This is a genomic window from Methylocella tundrae (assembly GCF_038024855.1).
Taxonomy (GTDB): Bacteria; Pseudomonadota; Alphaproteobacteria; order Rhizobiales; family Beijerinckiaceae; genus Methylocapsa; species Methylocapsa tundrae.
This window is the reverse complement of the sequence record NZ_CP139089.1, coordinates 1,110,998-1,135,481: the sequence shown is the minus strand read 5'-3', so window position 1 is coordinate 1,135,481 and position 24,484 is coordinate 1,110,998. Positions and strand designations below refer to the sequence as shown.

Below are 24,484 nucleotides of genomic sequence, written 5' to 3'. Positions count from 1 at the left end.
TCTCACTTGCGTCCTGGCGGAGTCACTGGGACGTTCCATATTTCTTCGGCGTATTCAGCGATCGTCCTGTCCGAAGAGAACCATCCCATGTGCGCTGTGTTGAGGATGGCGGAACGCCACCATGCGGGTTTGTCGCGCCAGCGTCTGAACACCGCGCGCTGCGCGTTGTAATAGGCGTCGAAATCGGCCGTCACCAGAAAGAAGTCATGATAGGTTAGGGCGTCGACGAGGCCACGGTAGCGATGCGGCTCGTCCGGCGAAAAAACCCCTGACGCGATCGATTCCAGCGCTTCAGAAAGTTTCGGCGATCGTGCGATCGCGTCCTGCCCACTGATGCCCTGGCTCCGTTTGGCTTCGACCTCGTCGGCCGTCAATCCGAATATAAAAATATTGGCTGAGCCGACATGCTCCATAATTTCGACATTGGCGCCGTCGAGCGTTCCGATGGTCAGCGCCCCGTTCAGCGCGAATTTCATATTTCCGGTGCCGGACGCCTCCATGCCGGCTGTCGAGATCTGCTCTGAAAGATCGGCGGCCGGAATAATCCTTTCCGCGAGGCTGACATTGTAGTTCGGCAGGAACACGACTTTCAAAAGCCCGCGCAGCGCAGGATCCGAATTGATGACCTTGCCGACATCATTTGCGAGCTGGATGATGAGCTTCGCCGTTGTGTAGCTCGCCGCCGCTTTGCCGGCGAAAATTTTTACGCGCGGTATCCAGTCCCGGAAGGGCTGCGCGCGAATTTCATCATAGATCGTGACGGCCTCCAGAATATTCAGCACCTGGCGCTTGTACTCGTGAATGCGCTTGATATGCACATCGAACAGCGCGTCGGGATTGAGCTTCACGCCGATGCGTTGCTGCACCAGCCGCGCCAGCGTCATCTTGTTGGCGCGGCGGATCGCGGCGTAGCGCTCCTGGAACGATGAATCGTCGGCAAGCGCGGCGACTTTCTCAAGCACCATCGCGTTGTCGAGCAGATTGTCGCCGACAACTTCCATCAAAAGCGAGGTGAGGCCAGGGTTTGCTTCTTTCAGCCACCGGCGAAAGGTGATGCCGTTGGTCTTGTTGGTGATCTTTCCCGGCGCTATCGATTCGAGATCGTGGAACACCGTCGTTTTCATCAAATCGGAGTGAAGCTGCGAGACGCCGTTGACCTTGTGCGAGCCAAGGAAGGCGAGATGGCCCATGCGGACCCGCCGCCCGTGCGATTCATCGATCAAGGATAGCGCCGCAAGGCGGTGGCCTGTTGCATCCGGCTCCCCGCTCACCTTGGCGAGATGCAGCGCGTTGATCAGATAAATGATCTGCATATGGCGCGGCAGCAACCGCTCCATCAGTGGCACAGGCCAGGTCTCGAGCGCCTCGGGGAGCAGCGTGTGATTGGTGTAGCTGAATGTCGCTTGTGTAATCGCCCAGGCCTCGTCCCACGGAATGTCGTGCAAATCGACAAGGATATGCATAAGTTCCGCGACTGCGATCGCGGGATGTGTGTCATTGAGTTGGATCGCCGCCTTGTCGGCGAGCGTGCGGACGTCCCCATACAGGCTGATGTGGCGCCGGACGAGATCCTGCAACGAGGCGGAAGCAAAGAAGAACTCCTGCCGCAGCCGCAGCTCCTGGCCGGCGGGGGTTGTGTCGCCTGGATAGAGCACCTTCGAGATCGATTCGGCGCGCACCCGATCCATCAGCGCGCCAATATGGTCGCCGCTGTTGAATTGGTCGAGACGCAAGGGATCGACCGCGCGCGCGGACCAGAGCCGAAGCGTGTTGATGTGGGCGCCGCGCCAGCCGGGGATTGGCGTGTCATAGGCCAGCGCCTCGACCGTCTCGCCCGGATGCCACACTTGTCTCAGTTCGCCGTCGGGTCGCGTTTCCGTGTCAATGTGACCGCCGAAACCGATGGGGCAGACGATCTCGGGGCGCTGAAACTCCCATGGATTGCCGAACGACAGCCAATCCTCGGGATATTCGAGTTGGCGGCCGTTCTTGATGCGCTGGCGGAACAGCCCATGATCGTACCGGATGCCATAGCCGTAGGCGGCGATCGAGAGGGTCGCCATGCTTTCCATGAAGCAGGCCGCAAGCCGGCCAAGGCCGCCATTGCCGAGCGCCGCGTCGTCTTCGACCTCGCGCAGGGTCTCAAGGTCGACGCCAAATTCGGCGAGCGCGGCGCGCGTTTCGTCGATCATTTCCATATTGGTCAAGGCATCGATGAGGAGCCGCCCGATCAGGAATTCCAGGCTGAGATAATAGACGCGCTTGCGGCCTGTCCGCTTGGAGCTTTCGATGGAGGATAGCCAGCTTTCGACGACCTTGTCGCGCACGCTCAGCGCCGTCGCGACGAACCAGTCGTGCGGACTTGCCGCGGTGACGCTCTTGCCGACCGAATATTTGAGCTTGGCGAGAATCAAATCGCGAATCGCTGCGACATCCTCGCCAATGGCTTGCGTCTCGACCGCGGGCGCTGCGGCGTCCGCGGCCGACGCGGCATGAGTTTCAAGATCCATCCGGGCGGGCTCCCTAATCTTCGGCCTCTTGGGCGCTGCTGGCGTCAGCTTCGAGCAAAGCGCGGGCCACACGCCCGAGGGCGCCAGCGCTTTGAGCCGCGATCCGTATCGAACCGCGCGACACTAGCCTATGGGAGAAAGCCGATAAAGGCGAGGATGAAGGAAATCGCGGACTCGCGCGTTCTCACAAGGCCGGCAGATCGATCGAAACCGGGCTGGCCGAGAAATCGAGGGAAATGCCTGCGCTTCAACCGCAAGCAGGTTGCCTATCTTTTGGCTCCAAAGCGCTCTCGGCGGCCTCGCCGGGACCTGCGCCGGCGCCGGGGCCGAGTCGAGGGCGCGCGCGGGACCCGGCGCGCGCCTGGCGTCAATACTGACTGGCCCCGTGTTGATCCGAACTCGATCGTCCTTCGCCAGTCTGCTGACGATCATATTTATGACGCTCATGAGCGCCATAGGCGCATCCGGCGGCGGCTCCCGCGATGCCGTGGCCGACAAGATGACCCGCGATGCCGCCAACGACGGCGCCCTTGACGCAGCCGCCCGGCCGGGCGTTCGCCGCGCCGGCGAAACCGGCGGCGCCGAGACCAATGAGGAGCGAAGCGAGAAGAGCGTCCTTTCTCAACAGTTGAGCAGCTTTCATCAAATGACCTCCTTTTTCCGGCGGGACAACCGTTGAGCCGCTGCTTGGTTCACCGTTGAGGAGCGATTTTATTTCTTCATCGAGCGGGCGCAGGCGCCGAGATGCGCGGCAAGACGGGCAATCCATCTTCGAAACTCGCCATGCCGACGATGTGGGTGATCCTGCGTCCGTCATCCGAAAGAGGCAAAAGCAGCCTTTCAAAAAAGAACGACCGGCCCTGACCCAGGTTGAAATAGGCATATTCGTAGGCTGGCTTTCCCGAGCGGATGCAGCGGCGATAGGGGCCGTCCTCAGCGCCGACAATCTCCGTTTCGGTCAGTTCCATCTCTGGCCCTTCAAGACGAAGTCCCATGCGTTCGGTCAAGGCTTTGCCGATCATGATAAAGCGCACGCCCGGAGGGGTCTTTTCATGGTCGACATGGGCGATGATGAGATTGTCCTGCGTTTCGCCGCAGCCAAAGGGCATATCGGCGAGCCGCGGAAGGTGTCCCTCCCGATGCAGGTCGATCCATGCGCTCTGCAGCTTTTCAAGCGCCTGAGACCGCATGCGCTCGCCGCGCGGGGCTTCCTGAAAGGCGGCGTCGACGACGGCGGAGCGCGGCGCGCGAAGCACCCACACGACGCCCTCGGGCAAATAATCAAGGCTTGCCGATCCATTCAAGGACTGGCCCGCGACTCGTTGGATCACCGTGGTGCCGAAACCCTTGCGCGCGGGAGGCGCGACCTGCGGACCGCCGCGCTCGACCCATTTCAACTGGAACACGGCTTCGCCCCCGCTCTCGACTTCGATGTTCCAGCTGATCGACACCTGGCCGGTCTGATTGGACAATGCGCCATATTTGGCGGCGTTGGTCGAGAGCTCATGCAAAGCCATGCCGATCATCTGCGCCGCGTCGGGTTTCAACCTCAGACCAAGCCCATTCATCGAGATGCGTCTTTGGCCGGGCTCCCAATGATGTCCGACCTGCGAAAAGATCAGATCGGTCATCGAGACGCACAGTGAATTATGCTTGGCGAGAAGATCGTGCGAATTGGCGAGAGCGTGCAGCCTTTCGCTGAATCGCGCGACGAACTCCTCTTTCGAACCGCTGCCTTTGGCGGACTGTCGCAGGATCGACTCGATGACCGTCAGGAGATTCTTGGAACGATGGGACAATTCGCGCAGAAGAATTGAGGTTTGTTCGTCCTTGCGCTTATGTTCGGTGATGTCATGCCAGACTGACACGGCCCCCGTGATCTCTCCGGCGACGACGAGCGGCAGTTCGGCCGCGTCGAAATAATGCCGCAGTCCGCTTGGCGAGGTGATCTGATATTCCTCGCCCGTGACGACGTCGCCGCCGAGCGCGCGCCGCGCCGATAGCACGCCGGGATCGACCGCCTCTCCCGCGGCGTTGCGCACGCTGAGCTGAGCGGCGATGTGGCGGAAATCGAGTGGGTGGGGCAGGTCCGGCGCAACGCCCCAGACGGCTCGAGCCGCCGCATTGGTTCGCACGATTGTGCCTTGACGGCTGTACACCGTGACCGGGACGTTCAGCGCCTCGAAAATAGCGTCGAGCTCCGCTGTCTGCTGCGCCATCTTGGCGTGTGCCTGCTCCAGTTCGGCAAGCACGCGCTTGTCGGCCGTGATGTCGCGGACCAGCACCGATACGGCGGTCACGTCTTCGTTCGAGCCGCGCATCGGCGCGATGCTGAGCAAGACGTCGATCGCCGCGCCGTCGTGGCGCAAACGCCTCGTCTGACGCCGCACGACCGCGCCCATTTTCGCCGCCTCCAGTAACGCTGTTCTTTCGGAACGAAGCTCTTGCGGCGCGAGGATCAAATCGCTGCGCCCGATGATGGCGTCCGCCGGCAGGCCGAAAACGCGTTCGGCGGCGGCGTTCCAGCTGAGAACCACGCCTTCAAGGGTGAGGCTGTAGATAGCGTCGTCGGTGGCTCCGATGATCGCCGCAAGATGGGCGTTGGCTTCTTCCGAGCGTTTGCGCTCAGTTACGTCAAGCGCCGCGGAGACGATGATTTCGGCGCCTTCGGGCGAGACGAAAGGCGTGCTGGAATAGACGAGCCAGAAGCGCTCTTCGCCGCTTCTGATCCACACGGAGATTTCTTCGGGCGCAAGCGGTTCGCGCGCGCCGGCGCGCCGGCGCATGATCTCCAGTCGTTCGTCGGCGGCCTCGCGCGACAGGCGGCGGCCAAGCGTAAACCAGTCGCGCGCGTCTGGAAAATCCTTCTGCGTGTAACCGCTCTGTTCGGTGAAGCATTGATTGACGCTGATGATGACGCCGCTCACCGTATGCAGCATGATCGGAATCGGCGCATCCCTCACGATCCAGCGCAGAAACTCCTCACGCCGCCGCAAATCCTGTTGCGCATTTTTCTGGTCGGTGACGTCGAGCATGACGCCGACGCGGCTCGTGGCCTGTCCATTCTCGAAGAATGTCCTCCCCTGCAGCGCAACCCAGCGCAACGCTGCGTCATTTTGGCGGCGAATGCGAAATTCGAGCGCATAAGCGCCGTCGCCGGCCGGATCGCTTGCGGCGGTGAAGGCGGCCTCCGCCGCTGGTCGATCCTCGTCGAGGACCTGCGCCGCGAGCGATGCGTAGCAGAGGGATTGAGAGGGGTCTTGGCCCCAGATAACGGCGGCGCGCGCATCGAGATGATATCGCCGCGTCAACAGGTCGATCTCATAAGTTCCGATGTCCGCCGCGCAGAGGGCAAGCCGCAGTCTTTCCTCATTCCGCCAGCTCGCGCGGTTCGCGCGGCGCTGTTGCGTAAGATCGCGGATGACGGCCCCGATTTCAGCAAGGTGGCGCATACCGTCCGCATTTGTGCCGGCGTCGATTTCGACGGCGACGAGCGCGCCATCCTTGCAGCGCAGAAGGGTTTCAAATTTGACCGCATCGCCGCCGCTCAAAGTCGCGATCGCAGCGCGGCTTGGCGCGAGCGCTGACTCAGCGATGATCTCATCAATTTTGTGGCCGATGATTTCTTCGCTCGCATAGCCCGTCAGCGACTGAGCCGCGGCGTCCCAGCTTAAGATCTCGCCGTTACGGGAGAGGGTGATTGCGGGATCGGTGCCTTGCGGGAGCGGCTTGGCGGCGAGCAAGTTCTTTCCTCTGCTGACCTGCGAAAGCGCCGGGCGGCGTCATCGCAGACGCGGCGCGGCTTGAGGCGTCATCCATATTTCTAACATTATAGCATGCAGTCGCCAGAGGCTTCTGCAATCATTGCGGTTGATCGACGGCTGCGATTTTTGCACAGCTTGAGGCTTTCCGCTATCCGGTCGCGGTCGATGAACCTTTGCCGCGGCAACACGTTGGGAGGGTGAACGTCGCCATTCCGAGGCGATAGCTGCGTCCAGGCCGGCTCCTATCCAGCCGTCATGGGTGGACCATGGTACGCTGTGGCGGAGGCTCTCTCTCGTGAAGCTCCGAGGATCAGCGCCCGGAGGCGAACTCAACCCCGTGTTGCTGATTTATACGGGCGGCCCGTATTTCTCAGAAAATGTTTGCCGGAGCGGAGGTCCGCGTTTTCGCCGCGACTTGCGCTTCTCTGCGTTTCGGGATTTCGAAACAATATTGAGCAGTTTGTCCAGCCGAGATTGTGGAATGTCAGATGAAAAATCATCATTTGCGGCGCATCGACGGAAACGAAGGGACATTCGAAGAGAACAATTCCCTTCTCGCGAGATTATCGGCAATTGATCTGGAGTTGATGGCTCCGCACCTCCAAAAAATCAGTCTCCTGAAAGGCCAAGTCCTGTTTGAACCGGGAGAAGATGTCGAGCATTGTTATTTTCCTGCGAAAGGTTGCATGCTTTCGCTGGTCATTCATCCTCCGGAAGGCAAATCGATCGAGGTTGCGAATATCGGCTTTGAAGGCGCTTTGGGCGGCGTCGTCAGCGCGGGCTACAAACCCGCGTTCGCCCGCGCGGTCGTGCAGATTGCCGGCGATGGGCGGCGCATCTCCCTCGATCGGCTGGATGCGCTGAAAGGACGGTCTCCTGCGATTCGAGACTTGTTCACGCGATACGCCGACGCTCTGCTGGCGCAGGTGCTTCAATCGGTTGCCTGCAACGCCCTCCATTCTCTTGAGGAACGTTGCTGTCGCTGGCTTTTGATGGCGCGCGAATCCATGGGCGGCAGCGATGTCGCGGTGACGCATGAGCTTCTGGCGGAGATGCTCGGCGTCCAGCGCACCTATGTCACCGCCATAGTGCGCGGTTTACAAAGCCGCGGAATCATCAAATTGCAGCGCGGACTGATCAGGATAGAAGAGCCCGCCGGCCTGAGGGGGTTGGCCTGTGGATGCTACGATGACGTGCAACGTCATTTCAGCTGCGTTCTGCCGCCCATCCGGGACTTAAGGGGCGGGCTATCCCCTTAGTAATTCCGCGAATTGGGGCCAATCGCTTGCCTTAGGCGGCCGGTCGGCGCTACGTTGAAAACGGCGTCGGCCTTCTGTCTCGGGGGTGAGCCGACGCGGCATCAAATTGTTATGTTTGGAGGGTAAGGTTCGTTTCCAGTTGGCCGGGTGGTTTGATCGCCCCAGTCACGAAAGGCATTGTCGCGCATGATTGAGGAAGCCTCGATCATCAATGGAACCAACGCAGAGCTTGAGCTTGGAGAGCTTATTCCGGGCAGCGGCGAGCCCTCGCAGCTGGACGCCGGACGATGCGCGACACTCTGGGCGTCGTCGAAGCAGCGGCTTTCGGCGGCGGACCTTGTGGCGGTCCATTTCTTTTCGCGCTCGGTCAAATGGAGAATCGGCCGCACCTCCGCAGTCGTCATCAGCAAGCTTGGCAATGGCTGGCTCTATCCGATTCTGGCGCTGATCATCTTCGGACACTTCGGCGAGAAGGCGATTCGCGTCATTTTGGCCGCAGGTCTCAACGCCGGGCTGCTGCACTGCCTCTATCCGGCCATCAAGCGCTACATCGGGCGGCCGCGCCCGTTCCGGACGGACGCCCGGCTATCGTCGCTGTTCGGCGTGCTCGACGAACATTCCTTCCCGAGCGGCCACGCTATGACCCTCTCCGGCGTCCTGGTGCCAATCGTCCTTGCGTGGCCCGACTGCCTCAGCGTCGCCGCGGCGCTGATGCTTCTGATGGGCTGGGCGCGGATTGCTTCAGGGCATCACTATCCGAGCGACATTTGCGCCGGCGCGGCGCTGGGCTTCATCCTGGCCTATCCTCTTTCGGCCTGGGCGCTCTCAATCTGATGGCCGCCGCCAGTTTGGACGCCATTCCCAAGGCAATTCCGCCCAAAGTCTCAAATCCCACTTTTCGGCATCATGCCCTAACCGCTGAGTTCCGAGCTTAACTCGGCCTTGACCATTGCCTTGCGACGCAAGCCGGCCTTCGACGACATTTTTTCGACGAAGCGGCCAATCAGCGTCTGTAAGCCTACGTCATTGACGGCGGCTTGCGCCTCCGCGGGCGCAAACCAGCGCACGGAGCGGTGCGAGGCCTCCGGCCAATCCTTCATCTGCTGCTTGACGTTTAACGGGTAGAGCTTGACGTCGCATAATTGGTTCGGCGCGCCTTCGAGGGTTTTCTGGAAACGAAACGAGCCGATCGATTTCTCGGCGATGGAGCCTCGGATCCCTGCTTCCTCAAAGGCCTCACGCGCCGCCGACTTCGGCGGCCTCAGGCCCTTGATCGGATCGCCCTTCGGGATGATCCAGCGCTTGCTTCGCTTTGTCGTAATCAGGAGAACTTCAAGGGTTCCCGCAGCGGTAAAGCGATAGGGCAATGCGCCATATTGAACGGCAGCCGGCGAAATCGCGGGTAGGCCTTCTTGCGCATTGAGTTTACCCAATTCGTTCACCTCCCAATTAAATAAATCTTGTTAATTAAAGGGCCAAGCCGGCTCCTGGATAAACGTCACTGCCTTTCCTTTTGCTAAGCTAGGACTGAGGCTATAGTGGCCGCCTCAAAGCTGGGCGGAAGAATTCATTTGCGACTTACAAGCTGATATTACAATGGAAACTTTTGTAGTTCATTCAACTCTTTGATCGATTTTCCCATTTTTCCCCTAGAAAATCCAGATGGCGACCCGGCGAAACGCTGAAAAAGGGCGCGGCAATGCAGACGCCGCCGCGAAATAGTCAGCAACCAAATCATGCGCTCATCGTTAGAGATGGACTTTAACAAGAAAAGGAGGAACGTGATGTCCTTACGTCTTTTAACGGGCATTTCCGCCGCCGCGCTGCTTTTTGGTGGTGTCGCGATCGCGCAGACAAGTGGAACGACGTCCGGAACGGCGGCGGGCAAGAATGTCGAGCCGAGCGCTGCGACCCAAAAACAAGAAGGCCGCTCCGCTGACGAGATGCAGACGCCATCCGGGGCAGGGGCGCCCGGCGTCGAGGCAAAGCCCGGCTCGCAATCCGGCGCGATGCCAAAAAGCAATATGGACTCGAACAGCAAGTAAGCTGCCCGCTATAGATCACGATGATTTTGGACTGCATAAGTCCAAAATCATGAGAGGCGATCGATGCCAAGGTTGGCGCATGATGGTCCGAAAAGCCCCCAACTTTTCGTAATCATGCTATGGCCCTCAGCTGAAGCCGCTTCGGCGCAAACGCACAATGGCGAGATCGAGCGCCGATAAAAACGCCGATCGGTCTCGCGAAGAAAATGGCTTTGGGCCGCCGGTGAGCTCGCCCTGCGAGCGCAATGCGTCGAGAAGATTACGGGTGGCGAGCGCCTCGCCGACCGAGGCCTGCGTGAAGGCCTTGCCGGTAGGCGCGATGACGTCCGCGTTTGCTTTGACGCATCGGCTTGCGAGCGGAATATCCGAGGTGATGACGATGGCGCCGCGCGCCGCACGGTCTGCGATCCAGTCGTCGGCGGCGTCCGGCGTCGCATCCACAAGGATGCGCTTGATCCAATCCTCGCGCGGCGTCGCGATATAGCTATTGGCGACGACGAAGACATTGAGCTTATGCCGTTCAGCGACCCGGTAAATCTCTGTTTTAACGGGACAGGCGTCAGCGTCGATATAGATCTCGATCGCATTTTGGGCGTCTTCCGCCACGTTTTGAGCGGCAGGCACCGGTCTATTCCTTCGGGCGCTTGCCGCGAGGCGCCCTGTCAGGCGCCGCGTTCCGGTCGAAGGCGCGCGCGCCGCGCGGTTTCTCGGGAGCCCTCTCCGCTCCTTCCGCAGCCAGTTCAATGCGAATCGGATCGCCGTCAGGACGACCGACATTTGCGAGAAACTGCTTGGCGACGCTCTCAGACACCTCGAATTTTGTCTCGCGCTCGAAGATTCTGATCGCGCCAATATCCTGTTTCGTAATTTTGCCGCGCCGGCACAGCATGGGCAAAAGCCATTTCGGGTCGGCGTTTTTTTTCGCTCCAATATCGAGCCTGAACCAGACGCCTTGTGAACGCGAGCGCGGGCCTGACGGGCGCTCGAATCCCTTGCCCTCGCGCGGCGCCCGTGGCTCACGGCCCTGGCCGGGGTCCTGGACCTCTTCGGGGGCCGGAAGGCGGGAGCGATAAACGCGAACGAGCGCCGCTGCTATATCTTCGGCGGATCGTTCGTCGAGCAACGCTCGCGCCATGACGCGATCTTCGTCACTGCTTGACTCTGTCAGCAGCGGATCGCGCAGCAGGCGTTCCTGGTCGAGCTTGCGAATTTCGTCGGCGGATGGCGGCCCGCTCCAGACCGGCTGAACGCCCGCGATCGCCATTAACTGTTCCGCGCGCCGCCGGCGTGAATTCGGAATGAGCAGAACGCTGACGCCCTTGCGCCCGGCGCGGCCCGTGCGTCCGCTGCGGTGCTGCAGGATTTCGGCGTCATGAGGAAGCTCGGCGTGAATGACGAGGGCAAGGCCCGGCAGGTCAATGCCGCGCGCAGCCACGTCGGTCGCGACGCAGACCCGCGCGCGTCCGTCGCGCAGAGCCTGAAGCGCGTGGTTGCGCTCGTTCTGACTCAGTTCTCCGGACAGCAGGACAGCCGAGAAGCCGCGTTCCAGCAGGATCGCCTGGAGGTGACGCACGGCTTCCCTCGTATTGCAGAACACAAGCGCGCTCGGCGCCTCGAGGAGGCGGAGCACATTGACGACGGCGTGTTCGATCTCGTTCGGCGCGACGCGGATGGCGCGATACTCGATATCGGCGTGTCCGCTCTCGCCGCTCGCGACTTCGATGCGCGTCGCAGCGTGCTGAAATCGATTGGCGAGGCTCGCGATTCCCTTCGGCAAGGTCGCGGAAAACAGGAGCGTGCGCCGCTCCTTCGGCGTCGTTTCAAGGATGAACTCAAGGTCCTCGCGAAAGCCGAGATCAAGCATTTCGTCGGCTTCGTCGAGGACGACGGTCTTCAGTTTCGAGACGTCGAGGGCCCCGCGTTCGATATGGTCGCGAAGGCGCCCCGGCGTTCCGACCACGATATGCGCCCCCGCGGCGAGATCGCGCCGCTCGCGCCTCGGCTCCATGCCGCCAACGCAGCAAATCACGCGCGCGCCGGCGTATTGGTAGAGCCAGGCAAGCTCGCGCTGAACCTGAAGCGCAAGCTCGCGCGTCGGCGCAATGATCAGAGCCAACGGCTCGGCCGCTTGACCGAGCCTTTCGGCCTCGGCGATGAGATTGGGGGCGATCGCCAGACCGTAGGCGACGGTCTTGCCTGATCCCGTCTGCGCAGAGACGAGAAGGTCGCGGTTCGCGGCGTTGGCCTCCAGCACCGCTGTCTGAACGGGCGTCGCAGACTCATAGTTTCGCTCCGCAAGCGCGCGCGCCAGCGACGGGATGGTTGATAGAAACGCCAAGTCGCCGATTACCCTTCAAAACAGAGAATGCGTCGCCACGGGCTCCTGAAGGCTGCTGCGCCCTGGCGATCCTGCGTCATACGTCGAATTTGCGCAAAGCGCCAATCTGTCCTCCGCGGGCGCGCAAATTCAATCTCGCCGCGGGGTGGCGCCGGCGTTGAGCCAGCGCTGATATGGTAAAGCTAACGATCGCTCGCAGGGGGCGGCGTCAGGCGGTCACCGGGGCGGTCGCCGAAGGAGGCTGATCGTCGCCGGGCGGCGTTTGAACCGGCGCCGGAGCCGGCCTCCCAGCCAGCGCCGCCCGGATGGCGTCTTCCTTTGACCTGTCGAAGGATGTGCGCAGAACCGTTCCGCCGACGCCCTGAAGGTCGGCCAGAACCTTGTCGGTCGTCATTTTCTTGACCAGAACGAACAAAGCGGCGCCGCCCGGGGGCACTGCTTCCGCGACTTCCCTCATGAAATCATCATTGATGCCGAAATCGGCCAGCGATCCGCCAAGCGCGCCCGAGGCGGCTCCGATCGCCGCGCCAACCAGCGGCAGGGCGAACAGCGTTCCGACCAGAAGCCCCCAAAATGTTCCCGAAAGGGCGCCGGCGGCGGTGGTGTTGATGATCTGGTTGAGCTTGATCTTGCCATCTTCATGCTTGACCGCGACGACGGCGTCGCCAAGCTCGATCAGATATTCTTTCTGCAACTCGAATAGTTTTTGACGCACTTCTTCCGCCTTCTGCTCCGAAGAGAAAGCGATCACGAGGAGATCATTCATTGGCGCGTGCTCCAGTGTTTATCAAAGAGTTTGGCTGTAAGTGCTGTTTCGCCAGAGGCGACGGCTGGCGAAATGAACCCCCGCTGCCCGCCAATTGGCCGATAGACTAACGCCAATCCCTTAATGTTCAACACGCTTATCGGCGCGAGGCTGGAATTTTGCCGCGATCGGCAGCATTGGGGTGATCAAGAATGACGTTTTCACGACGTTTTTCACCGCGTTTTTAACGGCGCGCGCCTGCGCGGCCTCTGCTATGAATGCGCGCCGCGTCCTATGATTCCGACGCGGCCGTTGCCGGAGCTTTGTCATGGATTTCTTCAGACGGTTCACCTTCCTTGTCTGCGCTCCCGCTTTCGACGAAAGAGACCTCGAAGGGCTGCGGCTGCAACAGATCATCACCGCGATTGAACAGCATGGCATCGAGGTCGTCCGCGCAAGGCGGATGGAGGACGCCGAAATAGCCGTGCAGACCGACGCCGCGATCGGCTGCATGGTGATCGACTGGGGCAAGAAAGGCGTCGAAGGCAAGACCGCCGCGCTGATCAATCTCATGCGCCGCCGGGGCCTTGAAATGCCGATCGTCATGCTTGTGCGCCGCAAACAGTTTGAAGACATACCAGTCGAGGTGCTGGATTATATCGACGGCTATGTGTTTCTTGCCGAGGAGACGCCTGAATTCATCGCCAAAAATCTTGTCAGCCGTCTCAAGCAATATGCGGACACGCTGAAGACGCCCTTCTTCGGCGCCCTCGTCGACTATTCCGAAGAAGGCAATCAACTGTGGACCTGTCCCGGCCACAATGGCGGGATTTTCTATAGCCGCAGCCCGATCGGGCGCATCTTTGTCGAACATCTTGGCGAGGCGATCTTTCGCGACGATCTCGACAATTCGGTCCTCGAACTTGGCGATCTCTTGACTCACGAAGGACCGGCTCTTCGCGCGCAGAAAGAAGCCGCCGCTATCTTCGGCGCGGAGAAAACCTATTTCGTTTTGAACGGCACGTCGTCGTCGAACAAGATTGCGCTATCGGCCCTCGTGACCGAGGGCGATCTCGTGCTTTTCGACCGCAACAATCATAAGGCCGCGCATCACGGCGCGCTGACCATTTCGGGCGGCGTTCCGATCTATCTTGAGACCGATCGCAACGCTTATGGCCTCATCGGGCCGATCTATCCAGAGGCCCTGGACGAGACCCGCATCCGAGAAAAAATCCGCAATAATCCGCTCGTCACGGATAGCGAGGCTTGGCGCAGGGACCGGCCGTTCCGCGTCGCCGTGATCGAGCAATGCACCTATGACGGCACGATCTACAACGCCAACACGATCTTCGAAAAAATAGGACATCTTTGCGACTATATCCTGTTCGACGAGGCATGGGCGGGATTCATGAAATTCCATCCTTTGTACGCCGGCCGCTTCGCGATGGATCTGCGCGGCCTCGGTCCCGACGCGCCGGGGCTCATCGCCACCCAGTCGACGCACAAACAGCTTGCGAGCTTCTCGCAGGCCTCGCAAATCCATGTGAAGGACAGCCATCTCAAGGGCCAGGACCGCTATGTCGGCCATCGCCGCTTCAATGAATCTTTTCTGCTCTACGCCTCGACCTCTCCGTTCTATCCTTTGTTCGCCTCGCTCGACGTCGGCGCGCAGATGATGAAGGGCCGCTCGGGCGAAGTCCTTTGGGACGACACCATCCGGCTTGGCGTCGAACTGCGCAAGAAGATCCGCGCGGTCCGGCGTGAGTTCGAGGAAAAAGAGAAGAATCCCGCGCGCAAATGGTTCTTCGACCCCTTTGTCCCCGATCGGGTCAGCCTGCCGGAAAGCGCAAGCGAGGGGCCGCGCGAGGTTGCGTGGGAAGACATACCCACGGACGAGCTGACCTCAAATGCGCGCTATTGGGAGTTCAGCCCCGGCGCGCGATGGCACGGGTTTACGCATGTCGCGGAAGGATTTGCGATCACCGACCCAAACAAGCTGACGCTTCTTACGCCGGGCTTCGATCGGGCGACGGGCGCTTACGAGGATCATGGCGTTCCGGCTCCCGTCGTCGCGCAATATCTGCGGGAAAATCGCATCGTCCCCGAAAAGAATGATCTCAACTCGCTGCTCTTTCTGCTGACGCCCGGCGTTGAATCCAGCAAGGCCTGGACACTCCTCAGCGCGCTTGTCGCTTTCAAGAAACTGCATGACGACAATGCGCGGCTCGTCGATGTCATCCCGGAATTCGTCAGGGCGCGGCCTTTACGCTACGCAGGCCTGCGGCTGCGCGACCTGTGCGGCGAGATGCATGCGTTCTATCGAAGCTGCGGCGTCAGCAAACTGCAGCGAGCCCAGTTCATGCCGGAGCACTTGCCGGAAATGGCGATGGCTCCGCACGATGCGGTGCGCCAGATGGTTCGCAACAAGGTGGATTATTTGCCGCTCGACCAGCTTGCGGGACGCATAGCGACGACGCTGTTTGTCGTCTATCCGCCCGGCATCGCGACGATCGTCCCCGGCGAGCGCATCGGAGATCGCGCGGCGCCCATGCTCGACTATCTCAAAATGTTCGAGCGAAGCGCCAATCTCTTTCCCGGATTTGAAGCCGAGATTCAAGGGCTCTATCGCGAGATCGAGCCGGACGGCTCGATCCGGTTTTATACCTATGTGGCGCGGGAATAGCTCTCGTTGGCGGCGCTCCGATTTCAATGCATCGTCTGCGCGCCGCCTTCGTCCGAGACGTTTTCGAGCTTGCCCGGAAGCGAGGTGTTTCCAGATCCGAGAGGTCGCTGCAGGAGGACCGTGTCGGTCCATCGTCCGAATTTGAAGCCGACCGATTTCAAAAGGCCGGCGCGCTCGAAGCCCGCCGCCTCGTGCAGACGCAGCGAGGGCGCGTTGGCGCTGTCGACGTAACAGATCATCTGGCGGTAGCCAGCGCCGGCGCAGGCCTCGATCAAAGCCGGCAGCAATTTGCGGCCGACGCCGGAATTAAGGTGATCTTTATGCACATAGATCGAGTGCTTGACGGCGTAGCGATAGGCCGGACGCTTCAGAAATGGAACGGCGTAAGCGTAGCCGATGACGACCCCGCCGAGTTCGGCGACGATGTGGGGAAGACGGCGTTTCAACATCGCCTTGCGCCGGCGCTTGATGTCGTCCGGATGCAAAGGCTCGGCATTGTAATCGCCGAGGCCGTTCTGGATATGATAGGCATAAATGTCGACCATGAAGGGAACGTCCTGCTCGGTCGATGGGCGCACGATGACAGGAAGCGGCTGGTCGAGCATGGGCAAAACGTCCGGCGTAAGATTGCCCGCCTATCGAACATTGAGAGATGAAGATTTTATGACGGCTGCTTCGACCTCGCCCCGGAATCCTTCGACGCCCGGAGCCTGGTGGCGCGACGGCGTGATCTATCAAATCTATCCACGTTCCTTTCAGGACTCGAATGGCGACGGCGTCGGCGATCTCGAAGGGATCAGACGGCGGCTCGATTATCTTGTCTGGCTTGGCGTCGACGCGATCTGGGTTTCGCCTTTCTATCCGTCTCCGATGTATGATTTCGGCTACGACGTCTCCGATTATTGCGGGGTCGACGCCATCTTCGGATCGCTCGAAAGCTTCGACGCTCTGGTCGCCGACGCCCATGCGCGCGGGCTGAAAGTCATCCTTGATTTCGTGCCGAACCATAGCTCGATCGAACATCCCTGGTTCAAGGAGAGCAGGTCAGGGCAGGGGCCCAAGACAGATTGGTACATCTGGCGCGACGGTGCGCCGGGGGGCGGTCCTCCCAACAACTGGATCAGCAATTTCGGCGGTTCCGCCTGGACCTTCGATGAAGCGCGCGGCCAGTATTATTACCACGCATTCCTGCCCGAACAGCCGGACCTTAATTGGCGCAATCCCGAAGTGCGCGCCGCCATGCAGGACGTGCTGCGGTTTTGGCTGCGGCGCGGAGTCGACGGCTTTCGCGTCGACGTGATCTGGCATCTCATCAAGGATGAGGCCTTGCGCGACAATCCGAAAAACCACGCATGGACGCCGAAGCAACCGGAAATCGAACGCTTTCTGCAAATTCATTCGGCGGATCAGCCCGAGGTCCATAGCGTGATCGCCGAGATGCGCGGAGTGCTGGAGGAGTTCGGCGATCGTCTCCTCATCGGCGAAATCTATCTGCCGATGCAGCGGGTGATCGCCTATTACGGCGAAGCGTCGGAGAACGGCCTTGGCGGTGCGCATCTGCCATTCAATTTTCAGCTCATCGAGGCGCCGTGGATCGCAACAACGCTTGGCGAGATGATCGAAGCCTATGAGGGCGCGTTGCCGCCCGGCGCCTGGCCGAACTGGGTGCTCAGCAATCACGATCGTCCGCGCATCGCGGCGCGCGTCGGGCCGCGGCAGGCGCGCGTGGCGGCGATGCTGCTTTTGACGTTGCGCGGCACGCCGACGCTCTATTATGGCGATGAACTCGGAATTGAAAATGTCGAGATTCCCGAGAGTCGAATCCGCGATCCCTGGGCCTTGCGCGAGCCGGGCCTCGGCGTCGGACGCGACCCTGAGCGCACGCCGATGCAATGGGACGCAGGCCCCTTCGCCGGTTTCTCGACGGATCAGCCCTGGCTGCCCCTGACGCCGGACTGGCCCCGGCGCAATGTCGCGGAATTTGGCGCCGACCCAACCTCTATCCTATCGCTCGTGCGCGCGCTTTTGCGTTATCGTCGCGCGAGGCGATCGTTGTCGCGCGGGAAGTGGCGCCGCCTTCCATGCGGCGGCGATCTGCTCGCCTATGAGCGGCGCGATGAAGGCGAGCGAACGATTGTCGTGCTGAATTTAGGCGCCGCCGCGCAGGTCTGGCCGATCCCGCCGGATTTGCCAGAATTGAGGATCGTGATTTCAACGAACTGCGATCGGGCTGGCGAAGCCTCGCGCGGTTCGTCGACCCTTCGCGCCGACGAAGGACTGATGTTTGACGCCTCTTAAATGACGCCCTTGGCTTGCGGGCGAACGATGCTCTAAGGCCGACCGCCCCCGGGACCGCCGCCGCCCCCGGGGCCAAAGCCCCCGCCGGGACCCGCGCCGCCGCTAGGGCCAAAGCCCCCGCCAGGACCGCCAAATCCTCCGGGGGCCGGGCCGCCCGTGGGGCCGCCGAAGCCGCCCGGAGCTCCGAAGCCCGCGGCGCCCGGCCCTCCGCCGGGGGGGCCAAATCCGCCTTGACCAGCAGGGTTCGCGATTCCCGCGCCTTCGCGCGTCCCAAAGCCGCCGAGGGCTCCGGGGCGTCCCGGCGCGGTTGACCCGCCGGGATTCTCAAAAGACCCGTGAGGGCCGAGCGGCGTTAGATGCCGCGATCCGGGCGAGCCGACGCCATTTGGCGCGCCAGCTTTGCCGCCGCTTGGGCCATTTGATCCGCCATTCGATCCGCCATTGCCTGGCGGCGGCCCTGAGTGGCCGGGCTCTCCGGCGCCGCCGCCAAAGCGCACAGAATTGACGCGCCATTCGCCGCCACGGCCGACCCCGGTTTCGAGTACGGCGAGTACGGTCCGGTTAAGAGGCAGCGCGGTGATGGCGCCGTCATCGACGGGCAATCCCGACCCGAGGCGCAATCCATTGCTTTGCCGTTCCACGTAGGCTTCGATCGAAAGCTTGGACACGCCGCTTCCGATCAGGGTGCGCTCGCTCTCGCCGTGGGCGACGTTGAAGGCGCCATCGGTCAAGCGCCCGCGCAACACCGCGCGTTGACCGATAAGGCCGGGATCGACGCGGGTGAGTTTGAGGCCTCCGACCATCGGCGAGCCGTCGGCGGCGATTGCAACGGGTCCGGCGACCTGTTCGAGGCTCGTCCCGCGTTTCTCGATGAGGCTCGCGACAATCGACCCGTCCGGCCGCCGCAGACCGCTGATCGCGACATGATCGCCGACGCTCCACCGCCGCTGCGCGGGGGGCAGGCTGGCGATCGACACGGTTTGGCTTAGTACCGTAAGGCTTTTGGCGCCGGTCTTTTCGACGCGGCCGACAACCTCGCTGGTGACGTTGATGCGACGCGTCGAGAAATGATCGTCGTCCGCGACCGCGACGACGCGCACCACCTGGCCGATCTTGAGGGCGGCCGCGGAGGCGTCTTCGCCGTCGATTTTGACGGTCACATCCTTCGGATAGGCGATGCGCAGATCATTGACGATAATGCTGCCAAAGCGCCGGATCGTCCCGATGACGCCGGTGCCGCCGATGCCGCGATCGCCGTCATCCTCGTTTCCGGAGGTCGCGCCGGTGCCGCCAATGCCCTGATCGCGCGGTCCTGCGATGCCGCGCGGCGCCCAGCCCGCGACGCCAGGCAGCGCCGCGAAAATGGCAAGAAAGCTTCTGCGGCTTAATGGAGGCGGGACGCTCAAGACGCCGTGTCTCCCCCCGCCTCGATCTGCGGCGCGTCCTCGGCGGAGGCGTCCTCGTCGCGATAAATATAAACCCCCATGATCCAGCGGTGACGGCCGCCGGGATCCTGCGCGCAAGCCGCATGGGCTTCGCGATTAGCCTCCTGCAAGGCCGCTACGGCGATTTCGCGGGAGCGTTTCTCGAGGCTCTCGGCCAAACCGTCCGACAATCCATCGTAATGCACCGCCCGCTCCAGGAAGCGTGGGCCTTCGCCGAGCACATTGGCGACCGCCGCCGCAACGTGATCATGCAGATTGCGTCCAAAATAATAGAGCTGCTGATCCGAGCCGCCCTGCGGCACGAAGGCCGACTCGGCGAGGACAATGCGGCCGTCGGCGTCGATCTCGACGAGCTTGCGGTCGAGCCATTCGTCGAGCACGGCGCGCGGGCGAACGTCGCGCGTGACGGATGCGACAAGAGCCTCGAACGAAGGCTCTGCGCAGCCTTGATCGGCGGCGCGCGCCAGGGCGAGCGGGCGGCCCTCGGCGTCGGTAAATTCGGGCGCGGCGAGCCAGCGCGCAATGATGCGGCTCGCGCGCGAAACGGCGGCGGGCGTGGCGCTGATCGGCGCGCCGGCGCCGCGCAGACGACGCACTTCCTTGCGGTGAATGCCCGTGAGCAGGCTGACGCGGCTGTCTGTCTGCTCCTTATCGGGCAGGACGAAATCATATTCCGCGACGTTCACGTAAAGCTCACGCAGAAGATCAACGAGGCCGGGAAAGGTCATTCCGCTCCGGATGAACAGCCGAACGAGCGGACGCAGCAGTCGCGCGATCGGTGCGTGCAGCCTGTCTGCGCTTGGCGGCGCGTTGTTTCGCGGATGATCCATTGATTGACCGTATGACGGAAATCGGTGTGGGACACAATCCCACAAATCGCATTGACGTGGGAAAATTACCCACGTAATGTTTGCGTGTGAAATATTCCCACGCAAGGAGCCGCCATGCTGCGCAGTTGTTCTTTTGTCCATGAGACGGTCGCGCGACGTTATCCACGCCCCCGCAGGGACGACACGCACGCCGCATTGCCGCAGTTCTCTCTCCACATCCGGGCGTTGTGGCGGGGCGTCTCTTTTGCCGTCGCGGCGATCGTGCTGATCGCGCCTATGGCGATTGCGGCGCGCCACGCCGAGGCCGAATTGACGCTGACGCGCGCCTGGCCGCTTGACCTCTCAGCCGCGCGGGTTGGCGGCGGCGCAACCTTCCCCATGTCGAGCGCGTCCGACTGAAACATACGTAAAAACAGATACATAACGGGACGAATAGGGCTTTTGGACGGCTGAAAGGATTTCGGACGCCCTAAGCGCCCTTCGATCAAACCGAGCAACGCCCTTGCGCGACCGCCCGCTATCACGCGGCGGCGAATGCGGGCGGTCGCCCATCTAAAAGGACATGTCAGATGCTTGTTCATCTCTCGCAGACCATCGACGCTCACAAAGCTGGACTCTCGGGCGCGGCGGACCTTCTAGGTTTTGCCTTGACGCGTGCTTTGCGTTTGCCGCTTGCGTTGCCCTATGCGGTTCGCACGTTCCTCCTTGCGTGGCTGACGAATGCCGCTCTCAAGTTTGCTCCGGCGATGGGCGGCCCGCGTTTGTCGGTTGGCGAGAACGAGCGGGACGCGCGCGAGGGCTTCGGAACTGGCCGGACCAACGCCCGCCGGCGCTGCGCCAGCAGCGTGCCGGCCGCTCTGGAAGCGTTGGCTCCGCGCATTTATGTCGATCTGACCGACGTTCTTTGCCACGCGATCTGGCACGATAGCTGCGCTGGCATTCCGCGCGTCCAGCTGGAGATCGCGACCCGCCTTTTTTCAATGAATCCGGCTGTTTGCGTCTTCGGTCTCCATCGCAAAAAATGGTGCGAACTCGGCGCCTTGCTGAAAGAGGCGGATGGCGACATCGACAAGGCCTTTGCGTTGCTCAAGGAAACCTTCTCGGATTTCAAATTCAGCCGCGAGGGCGTGCAACGCCTCATTACGAGGCGCCGGCGGCGGCTGCCCATCCCTCACCACGCCTCTATGCCGGACGTGAAGGCGCAGGACAGCCTGTTCATCGGCGGCGCGTTCTGGCTCAACAAGGGGATCGCCGATCTCTGCGAACGGACCGCCGCCAACAGCGCCAATCTGATTGTGTTGTTCCATGATTTGATCCCGCTTTCGATGCCGGCTTTCACCGGTCATGATTTCTCGCGGCAATATCGCGAGGCGCTGCGCCTGCCCGCGCATTTCGTCGTGACGACCGAATTGAACCGGAGCGAACTGAAACGGGCGAGGCGCGAGATCGATCAATCGCCCGCGCGCACCTGCTCTTCGGTCGTGCCGCTGGCCGACGAGTTTCCGGGTTCGGAACGCAACGAACGCGCGGGCTTGGCGTCGCCGCGGCTCGCAATTCTGGAAGGCCAGGATTTTGTCCTCTGCGTCGGGACGATCGAGATCCGCAAGAACCATCACGCTCTCCTTGGCGTCTGGAACGAACTCGCGGAGGAGCGTGGCGCCGCCCTGCCAAAACTCGTCGTCGCCGGACGGCGCGGCTGGAAAGCCGAGGCGACCTTGATGCAGCTTGAAGCACTGGCTCAAGGCGGCCCCGTCGTGTTCATCGAGGCGCCCACCGATGATGAACTGCGCTGGCTCTACGCTTCCTGCCTCTTTACCGTATTTCCGAGCTACTTCGAGGGATGGGGACTGCCGGTCGGCGAAAGTTTCTGGTTTGGCAAACCATGCGCGGCGTCGAATTCGAAGTCGATCGCGCCGGTGGCCCGCGATCTTTGCGTATCCTTTTCTCCGCATCATCGAGAGGACATGAAAGAGGCTCTTGAGCGGCTTCTGAACCCCTCGACGCGTCGATTGTTTCAGCGCCGCATCGAAGCGGCTCCCCTGCGCAGATGGTCGGAAGTCGCCACCGACATCGAGACCCTGATCGCCGAGCGCCGTCCGGTGAGCGATCCGCTCACCGCCCGCACGGAGGTTTCTCCTCTGGAAAGCTCCGCCGTAGCTCCTGTTTTGAAGCATGACGTTGATCCAGCGTCCTCCTCCAGGAGCGCTTAACCAACAGATCGTCAGGTGCGGCGAGATCGCCGACGCGCTCTTCGCTTAGCGATGAGAATGCCGTAAACTGCGCTGCAACGGCCACTCGACCCCGCGCGGGTTCGCAGCCGCAGGGAGTTTAGACGCAGCGTGACGCGAGCATACCGCATTGCCCTGATCGCCGCCGCGTTCATTGCGCTTTTCGCGCTCTATGAAGCCGTCACCAGCTTTGTCGCCTACACGGACGACGCTTACGTCCGTTCCGACCTCGTCGCCGTGGCCCCGCAAGTGACGGGCCGGATCATCGCCGTCCACGTGGCCGATAATCAATGGATCAAGGCGGGTGATCCGCTCATCGAAATCGACCCGGTTCCATTTCAACTCGCCGTCAATCAGTTCGCGGCCGAGATCGATGAAGCGAAGGCGCAGGTTCAGGTCGATCAAGACTCGATCGCAGCCGCGAACGATGCAGTCAAGGCGGCGGTATCGGCGCTCGGCCTCGCGCGAATCACCCAGCAGCGCGCGGCCAGCCTCAGCGCGGTCGATGACGTGTCTCAAGCGACCATCGACAGGGCCAATGACGCGCTGAGCCGGGCGCAGGCGGCGCTATCCTCGGCGCAATCCGCCGTCGCCGCAACGAGAGCGACCGCCGTCATGCATCAAGCCTCCCTGCGCAAGGCGGAGGCGGAAATGGCCACCGCCGAGTGGCGCCTGGCGCGCACGAAAGCGCCCGCGCCGATCGACGGCGCGATCAATAATCTGACCGTGCGGGTTGGAGACACGGGGACCGCGAATCAGCCGCTGATCGGCATTGTCGCCGCGACGGGCTGGCGCATCATCGCCAATTACAAGCAGGATTACATTCGTCATTTCAAGATCGGCGCAATCGCCTGGGTGTGGCTCGATTCAGAGCCTTGGCGGCTGCATCGCGCGCGCATCGCGGGCGTTGCGCGAGGCATCAGCCGCGATGAGGGCGCGGACAAGCTTTTGCCTTACGTCGCGCCGACGACGGACTGGATCCGCTTGCAGCGGAGGTTTCCGGTCACGCTGACCCTGATCGATCCTCCCGCCAATCTTTATATGGGCGCCGACGCCCGCGTGGCGATCTTTCCGTGAACGTCCTGACGAGGGCGGTGGCGCGCGAGGCGCGAGGCTTCTTCGACTTCCTCGATGCGCTGATCGCGGATCTGAAGGAGCTGAGCCTCACGGGACCGCGGGCGAGGTTTTCCGCCAGCGCCGCTCTATCCGTCGGTCTCGCGACGGTCATCGCGCTGGCGATGCATGTCGATAACGTCTGGTGGGCGGGAATCAGCGCTTTCATGTCCAGCCAGGCGACCCGCCCCGCCTCCGTCAAGAAAGGCGCCCTGCGCATCATCGGGACGGTGGCTGGAGCCTTGATCGGCGTGGCCATGGCGTCGTGGCTCGCCTATGATCAGGTCGCCTGTTGCGTTTTTCTCCTGCTCGCGACATCGCTCGGCATGCTTGGATTTCAGCTGAGCCCGCATGGCTATGCCTGGCTGCTTGGCTCGATCACGTTCAACTTGATCGTCCTGACATCGCTGACCGCGCCCGCGGGGACGTTCCATTTCGCTGCCTATCGGGTCATCGAGGTCGTTATCGGCGTCTGCGCGGCCGTTCTGCTCGCTTTCCTTCTCGAGCCGCGAGACGGTGGCCCGGAGCCGGCGAAGCCCCCTGGCTGGCGCGCGGTTTTCGGCGCGCATTGGCCGGCGGCGCTGCACGCCCTGAGAAGCGGCGTCACGGTGATGCTGATCCCGCCGGTCTGGGCCTGGTTCGAGTTGCCGAGTCTGTCGCAAATGGCGATCACGATCGCGGCCGTCATGGCGGTTCCGGCGCCGTCCGATACGGCGCGCGATCCAGGCCGCATCATGGTGGCCCGCGCCATCCACCGCTTGATCGGCTGCTCTTTTGGCGGGCTCATCGCGCTCGTTTGCCTCGCCCTGCCGCTGACGCAGTTTCTGCCTTGGCTTCTGACGCTGTGCGCGGGCGTCTGGGTCGGGTCGCATGTTCAGGCCAGTCCGCGCGCCATCGGCTATGTCGGCACGCAAGCGGCGATCGTGTTCATCATGACGCTCGTGCAGGGATTCGGGGCGCCGACGAGCATCTGGCCCGGTCTCGAGCGTCTCGGGGGCATCTTTTTCGGGCTTTTGCTGCTGCTTGCCGTTTCGCTCGTGATGGCGGTGCTTGAGCCAAATCCATCCGAGACGGCGGAAACTCTCGATTGAGCATCATTTCCGAAAACCGGGCGCCGATTTTCGGATAAATGGATGCCGGAGTAAAGCTTCCCAAGCGCAGTTTTCCGGCGCAGGCCTTGCTTGGCGCCGCTGTCGCGTTTTTGATATCAGCATGATAGCCAAAAC

Annotated in this window: 19 protein-coding genes; 8 read left to right on the top strand and 11 right to left on the bottom strand. The window is 62.0% G+C overall.

All coding sequences use genetic code 11. The annotated features are described in order from the left end of the window. Nucleotides 1-2: 2 nt before the first annotated feature. From SIN04_RS07760 to SIN04_RS07750, 3 genes are all read right to left on the bottom strand, one after another. On the bottom strand, nt 3-2,510 hold the full coding sequence (locus SIN04_RS07760; RefSeq protein WP_134488057.1) for a glycogen/starch/alpha-glucan phosphorylase: 2,508 nt from the start codon (nt 2,508-2,510) through the stop codon (nt 3-5). A gap of 367 nt (nt 2,511-2,877) precedes the next feature. Next, nucleotides 2,878-3,153, bottom strand: a complete 276-nt coding sequence (locus SIN04_RS07755) for a hypothetical protein (protein WP_197731952.1) — start codon at nt 3,151-3,153, stop codon at nt 2,878-2,880. A 76-nt stretch (nt 3,154-3,229) separates the two neighbouring features. Next, nucleotides 3,230-6,253, bottom strand: coding sequence for a PAS domain S-box protein (locus SIN04_RS07750; RefSeq protein WP_134488055.1), 3,024 nt, complete (start codon nt 6,251-6,253; stop codon nt 3,230-3,232). A gap of 509 nt (nt 6,254-6,762) precedes the next feature. Between SIN04_RS07750 and SIN04_RS07745 the strand changes: the two genes are divergently transcribed. Both SIN04_RS07745 and SIN04_RS07740 read left to right on the top strand, forming a co-directional pair. Continuing rightward, complete coding sequence (locus SIN04_RS07745; protein ID WP_134488053.1) at nt 6,763-7,533, top strand: Crp/Fnr family transcriptional regulator; 771 nt, start codon at nt 6,763-6,765, stop codon at nt 7,531-7,533. A 186-nt stretch (nt 7,534-7,719) separates the two neighbouring features. Beyond that, nucleotides 7,720-8,367, top strand: coding sequence for a phosphatase PAP2 family protein (locus tag SIN04_RS07740; RefSeq protein WP_134488051.1), 648 nt, complete (start codon nt 7,720-7,722; stop codon nt 8,365-8,367). A 77-nt stretch (nt 8,368-8,444) separates the two neighbouring features. Here the strand turns inward: SIN04_RS07740 and SIN04_RS07735 are convergent, their stop codons facing one another. The 5 genes from SIN04_RS07735 to SIN04_RS07715 all read right to left on the bottom strand — a co-directional run bounded on the left by SIN04_RS07735 (nt 8,445) and on the right by SIN04_RS07715 (nt 12,682). Continuing rightward, a complete protein-coding gene (locus SIN04_RS07735) occupies nt 8,445-8,966 on the bottom strand; it encodes an NUDIX hydrolase (protein WP_244605713.1) in 522 nt (173 codons plus the stop codon). 158 nt (nt 8,967-9,124) lie between these two features. Beyond that, nucleotides 9,125-9,574: a hypothetical protein gene (locus tag SIN04_RS07730; protein WP_341264347.1), complete on the bottom strand. Its 450-nt coding sequence runs from the start codon at nt 9,572-9,574 to the stop codon at nt 9,125-9,127. Between the two features lie 130 nt (nt 9,575-9,704). Further along, entirely contained in the window at nt 9,705-10,184 is a 480-nt protein-coding gene (locus SIN04_RS07725; protein ID WP_341264457.1) for a YaiI/YqxD family protein, read from the bottom strand. Between the two features lie 22 nt (nt 10,185-10,206). Further along, complete coding sequence (locus SIN04_RS07720) at nt 10,207-11,916, bottom strand: DEAD/DEAH box helicase (protein ID WP_134488047.1); 1,710 nt, start codon at nt 11,914-11,916, stop codon at nt 10,207-10,209. 208 nt (nt 11,917-12,124) lie between these two features. Continuing rightward, nucleotides 12,125-12,682 (bottom strand): DUF1269 domain-containing protein, encoded by a 558-nt coding sequence (locus SIN04_RS07715; protein ID WP_134488045.1) that lies wholly within the window; start codon nt 12,680-12,682, stop codon nt 12,125-12,127. 307 nt (nt 12,683-12,989) lie between these two features. Here SIN04_RS07715 and SIN04_RS07710 point away from each other — a divergent pair, with 307 nt between their 5' ends. After that, a complete protein-coding gene (locus SIN04_RS07710; RefSeq protein ID WP_341264346.1) occupies nt 12,990-15,344 on the top strand; it encodes an Orn/Lys/Arg decarboxylase N-terminal domain-containing protein in 2,355 nt (784 codons plus the stop codon). A gap of 23 nt (nt 15,345-15,367) precedes the next feature. Here the strand turns inward: SIN04_RS07710 and SIN04_RS07705 are convergent, their stop codons facing one another. Further along, nucleotides 15,368-15,949, bottom strand: a complete 582-nt coding sequence (locus SIN04_RS07705; protein WP_134488041.1) for a GNAT family N-acetyltransferase — start codon at nt 15,947-15,949, stop codon at nt 15,368-15,370. Nucleotides 15,950-16,007: 58 nt separating this feature from the next. On the opposite strand from SIN04_RS07705, the gene SIN04_RS07700 reads away from it, so the two are divergent. After that, nucleotides 16,008-17,642, top strand: coding sequence for an alpha-amylase family glycosyl hydrolase (locus SIN04_RS07700; RefSeq protein WP_134488039.1), 1,635 nt, complete (start codon nt 16,008-16,010; stop codon nt 17,640-17,642). A 32-nt stretch (nt 17,643-17,674) separates the two neighbouring features. Here SIN04_RS07700 and SIN04_RS07695 read toward each other — a convergent pair whose 3' ends face one another. After that, nucleotides 17,675-19,048: a DUF5666 domain-containing protein gene (locus SIN04_RS07695; protein ID WP_341264345.1), complete on the bottom strand. Its 1,374-nt coding sequence runs from the start codon at nt 19,046-19,048 to the stop codon at nt 17,675-17,677. After that, on the bottom strand, nt 19,045-19,917 hold the full coding sequence (locus SIN04_RS07690) for a DUF6502 family protein (protein WP_134488033.1): 873 nt from the start codon (nt 19,915-19,917) through the stop codon (nt 19,045-19,047). Before SIN04_RS07690 ends, SIN04_RS07695 begins: the two co-directional genes overlap by 4 nt. 114 nt (nt 19,918-20,031) lie before the next feature. On the opposite strand from SIN04_RS07690, the gene SIN04_RS07685 reads away from it, so the two are divergent. The 4 genes from SIN04_RS07685 (at nt 20,032) to SIN04_RS07670 (ending at nt 24,349) form a co-directional block, all read left to right on the top strand. After that, nucleotides 20,032-20,316, top strand: a complete 285-nt coding sequence (locus tag SIN04_RS07685; protein WP_134488031.1) for a hypothetical protein — start codon at nt 20,032-20,034, stop codon at nt 20,314-20,316. Nucleotides 20,317-20,486: 170 nt separating this feature from the next. Beyond that, nucleotides 20,487-22,127: a glycosyltransferase gene (locus SIN04_RS07680; protein ID WP_134488029.1), complete on the top strand. Its 1,641-nt coding sequence runs from the start codon at nt 20,487-20,489 to the stop codon at nt 22,125-22,127. Nucleotides 22,128-22,256: 129 nt separating this feature from the next. Beyond that, nucleotides 22,257-23,222 carry an HlyD family secretion protein gene (locus tag SIN04_RS07675; RefSeq protein WP_341264344.1) on the top strand — a complete coding sequence of 322 codons (966 nt, stop codon included), beginning with the start codon at nt 22,257-22,259 and terminating at the stop codon, nt 23,220-23,222. Further along, entirely contained in the window at nt 23,219-24,349 is a 1,131-nt protein-coding gene (locus SIN04_RS07670; protein WP_166795874.1) for an FUSC family protein, read from the top strand. Before SIN04_RS07675 ends, SIN04_RS07670 begins: the two co-directional genes overlap by 4 nt. Nucleotides 24,350-24,484: the final 135 nt, after the last annotated feature.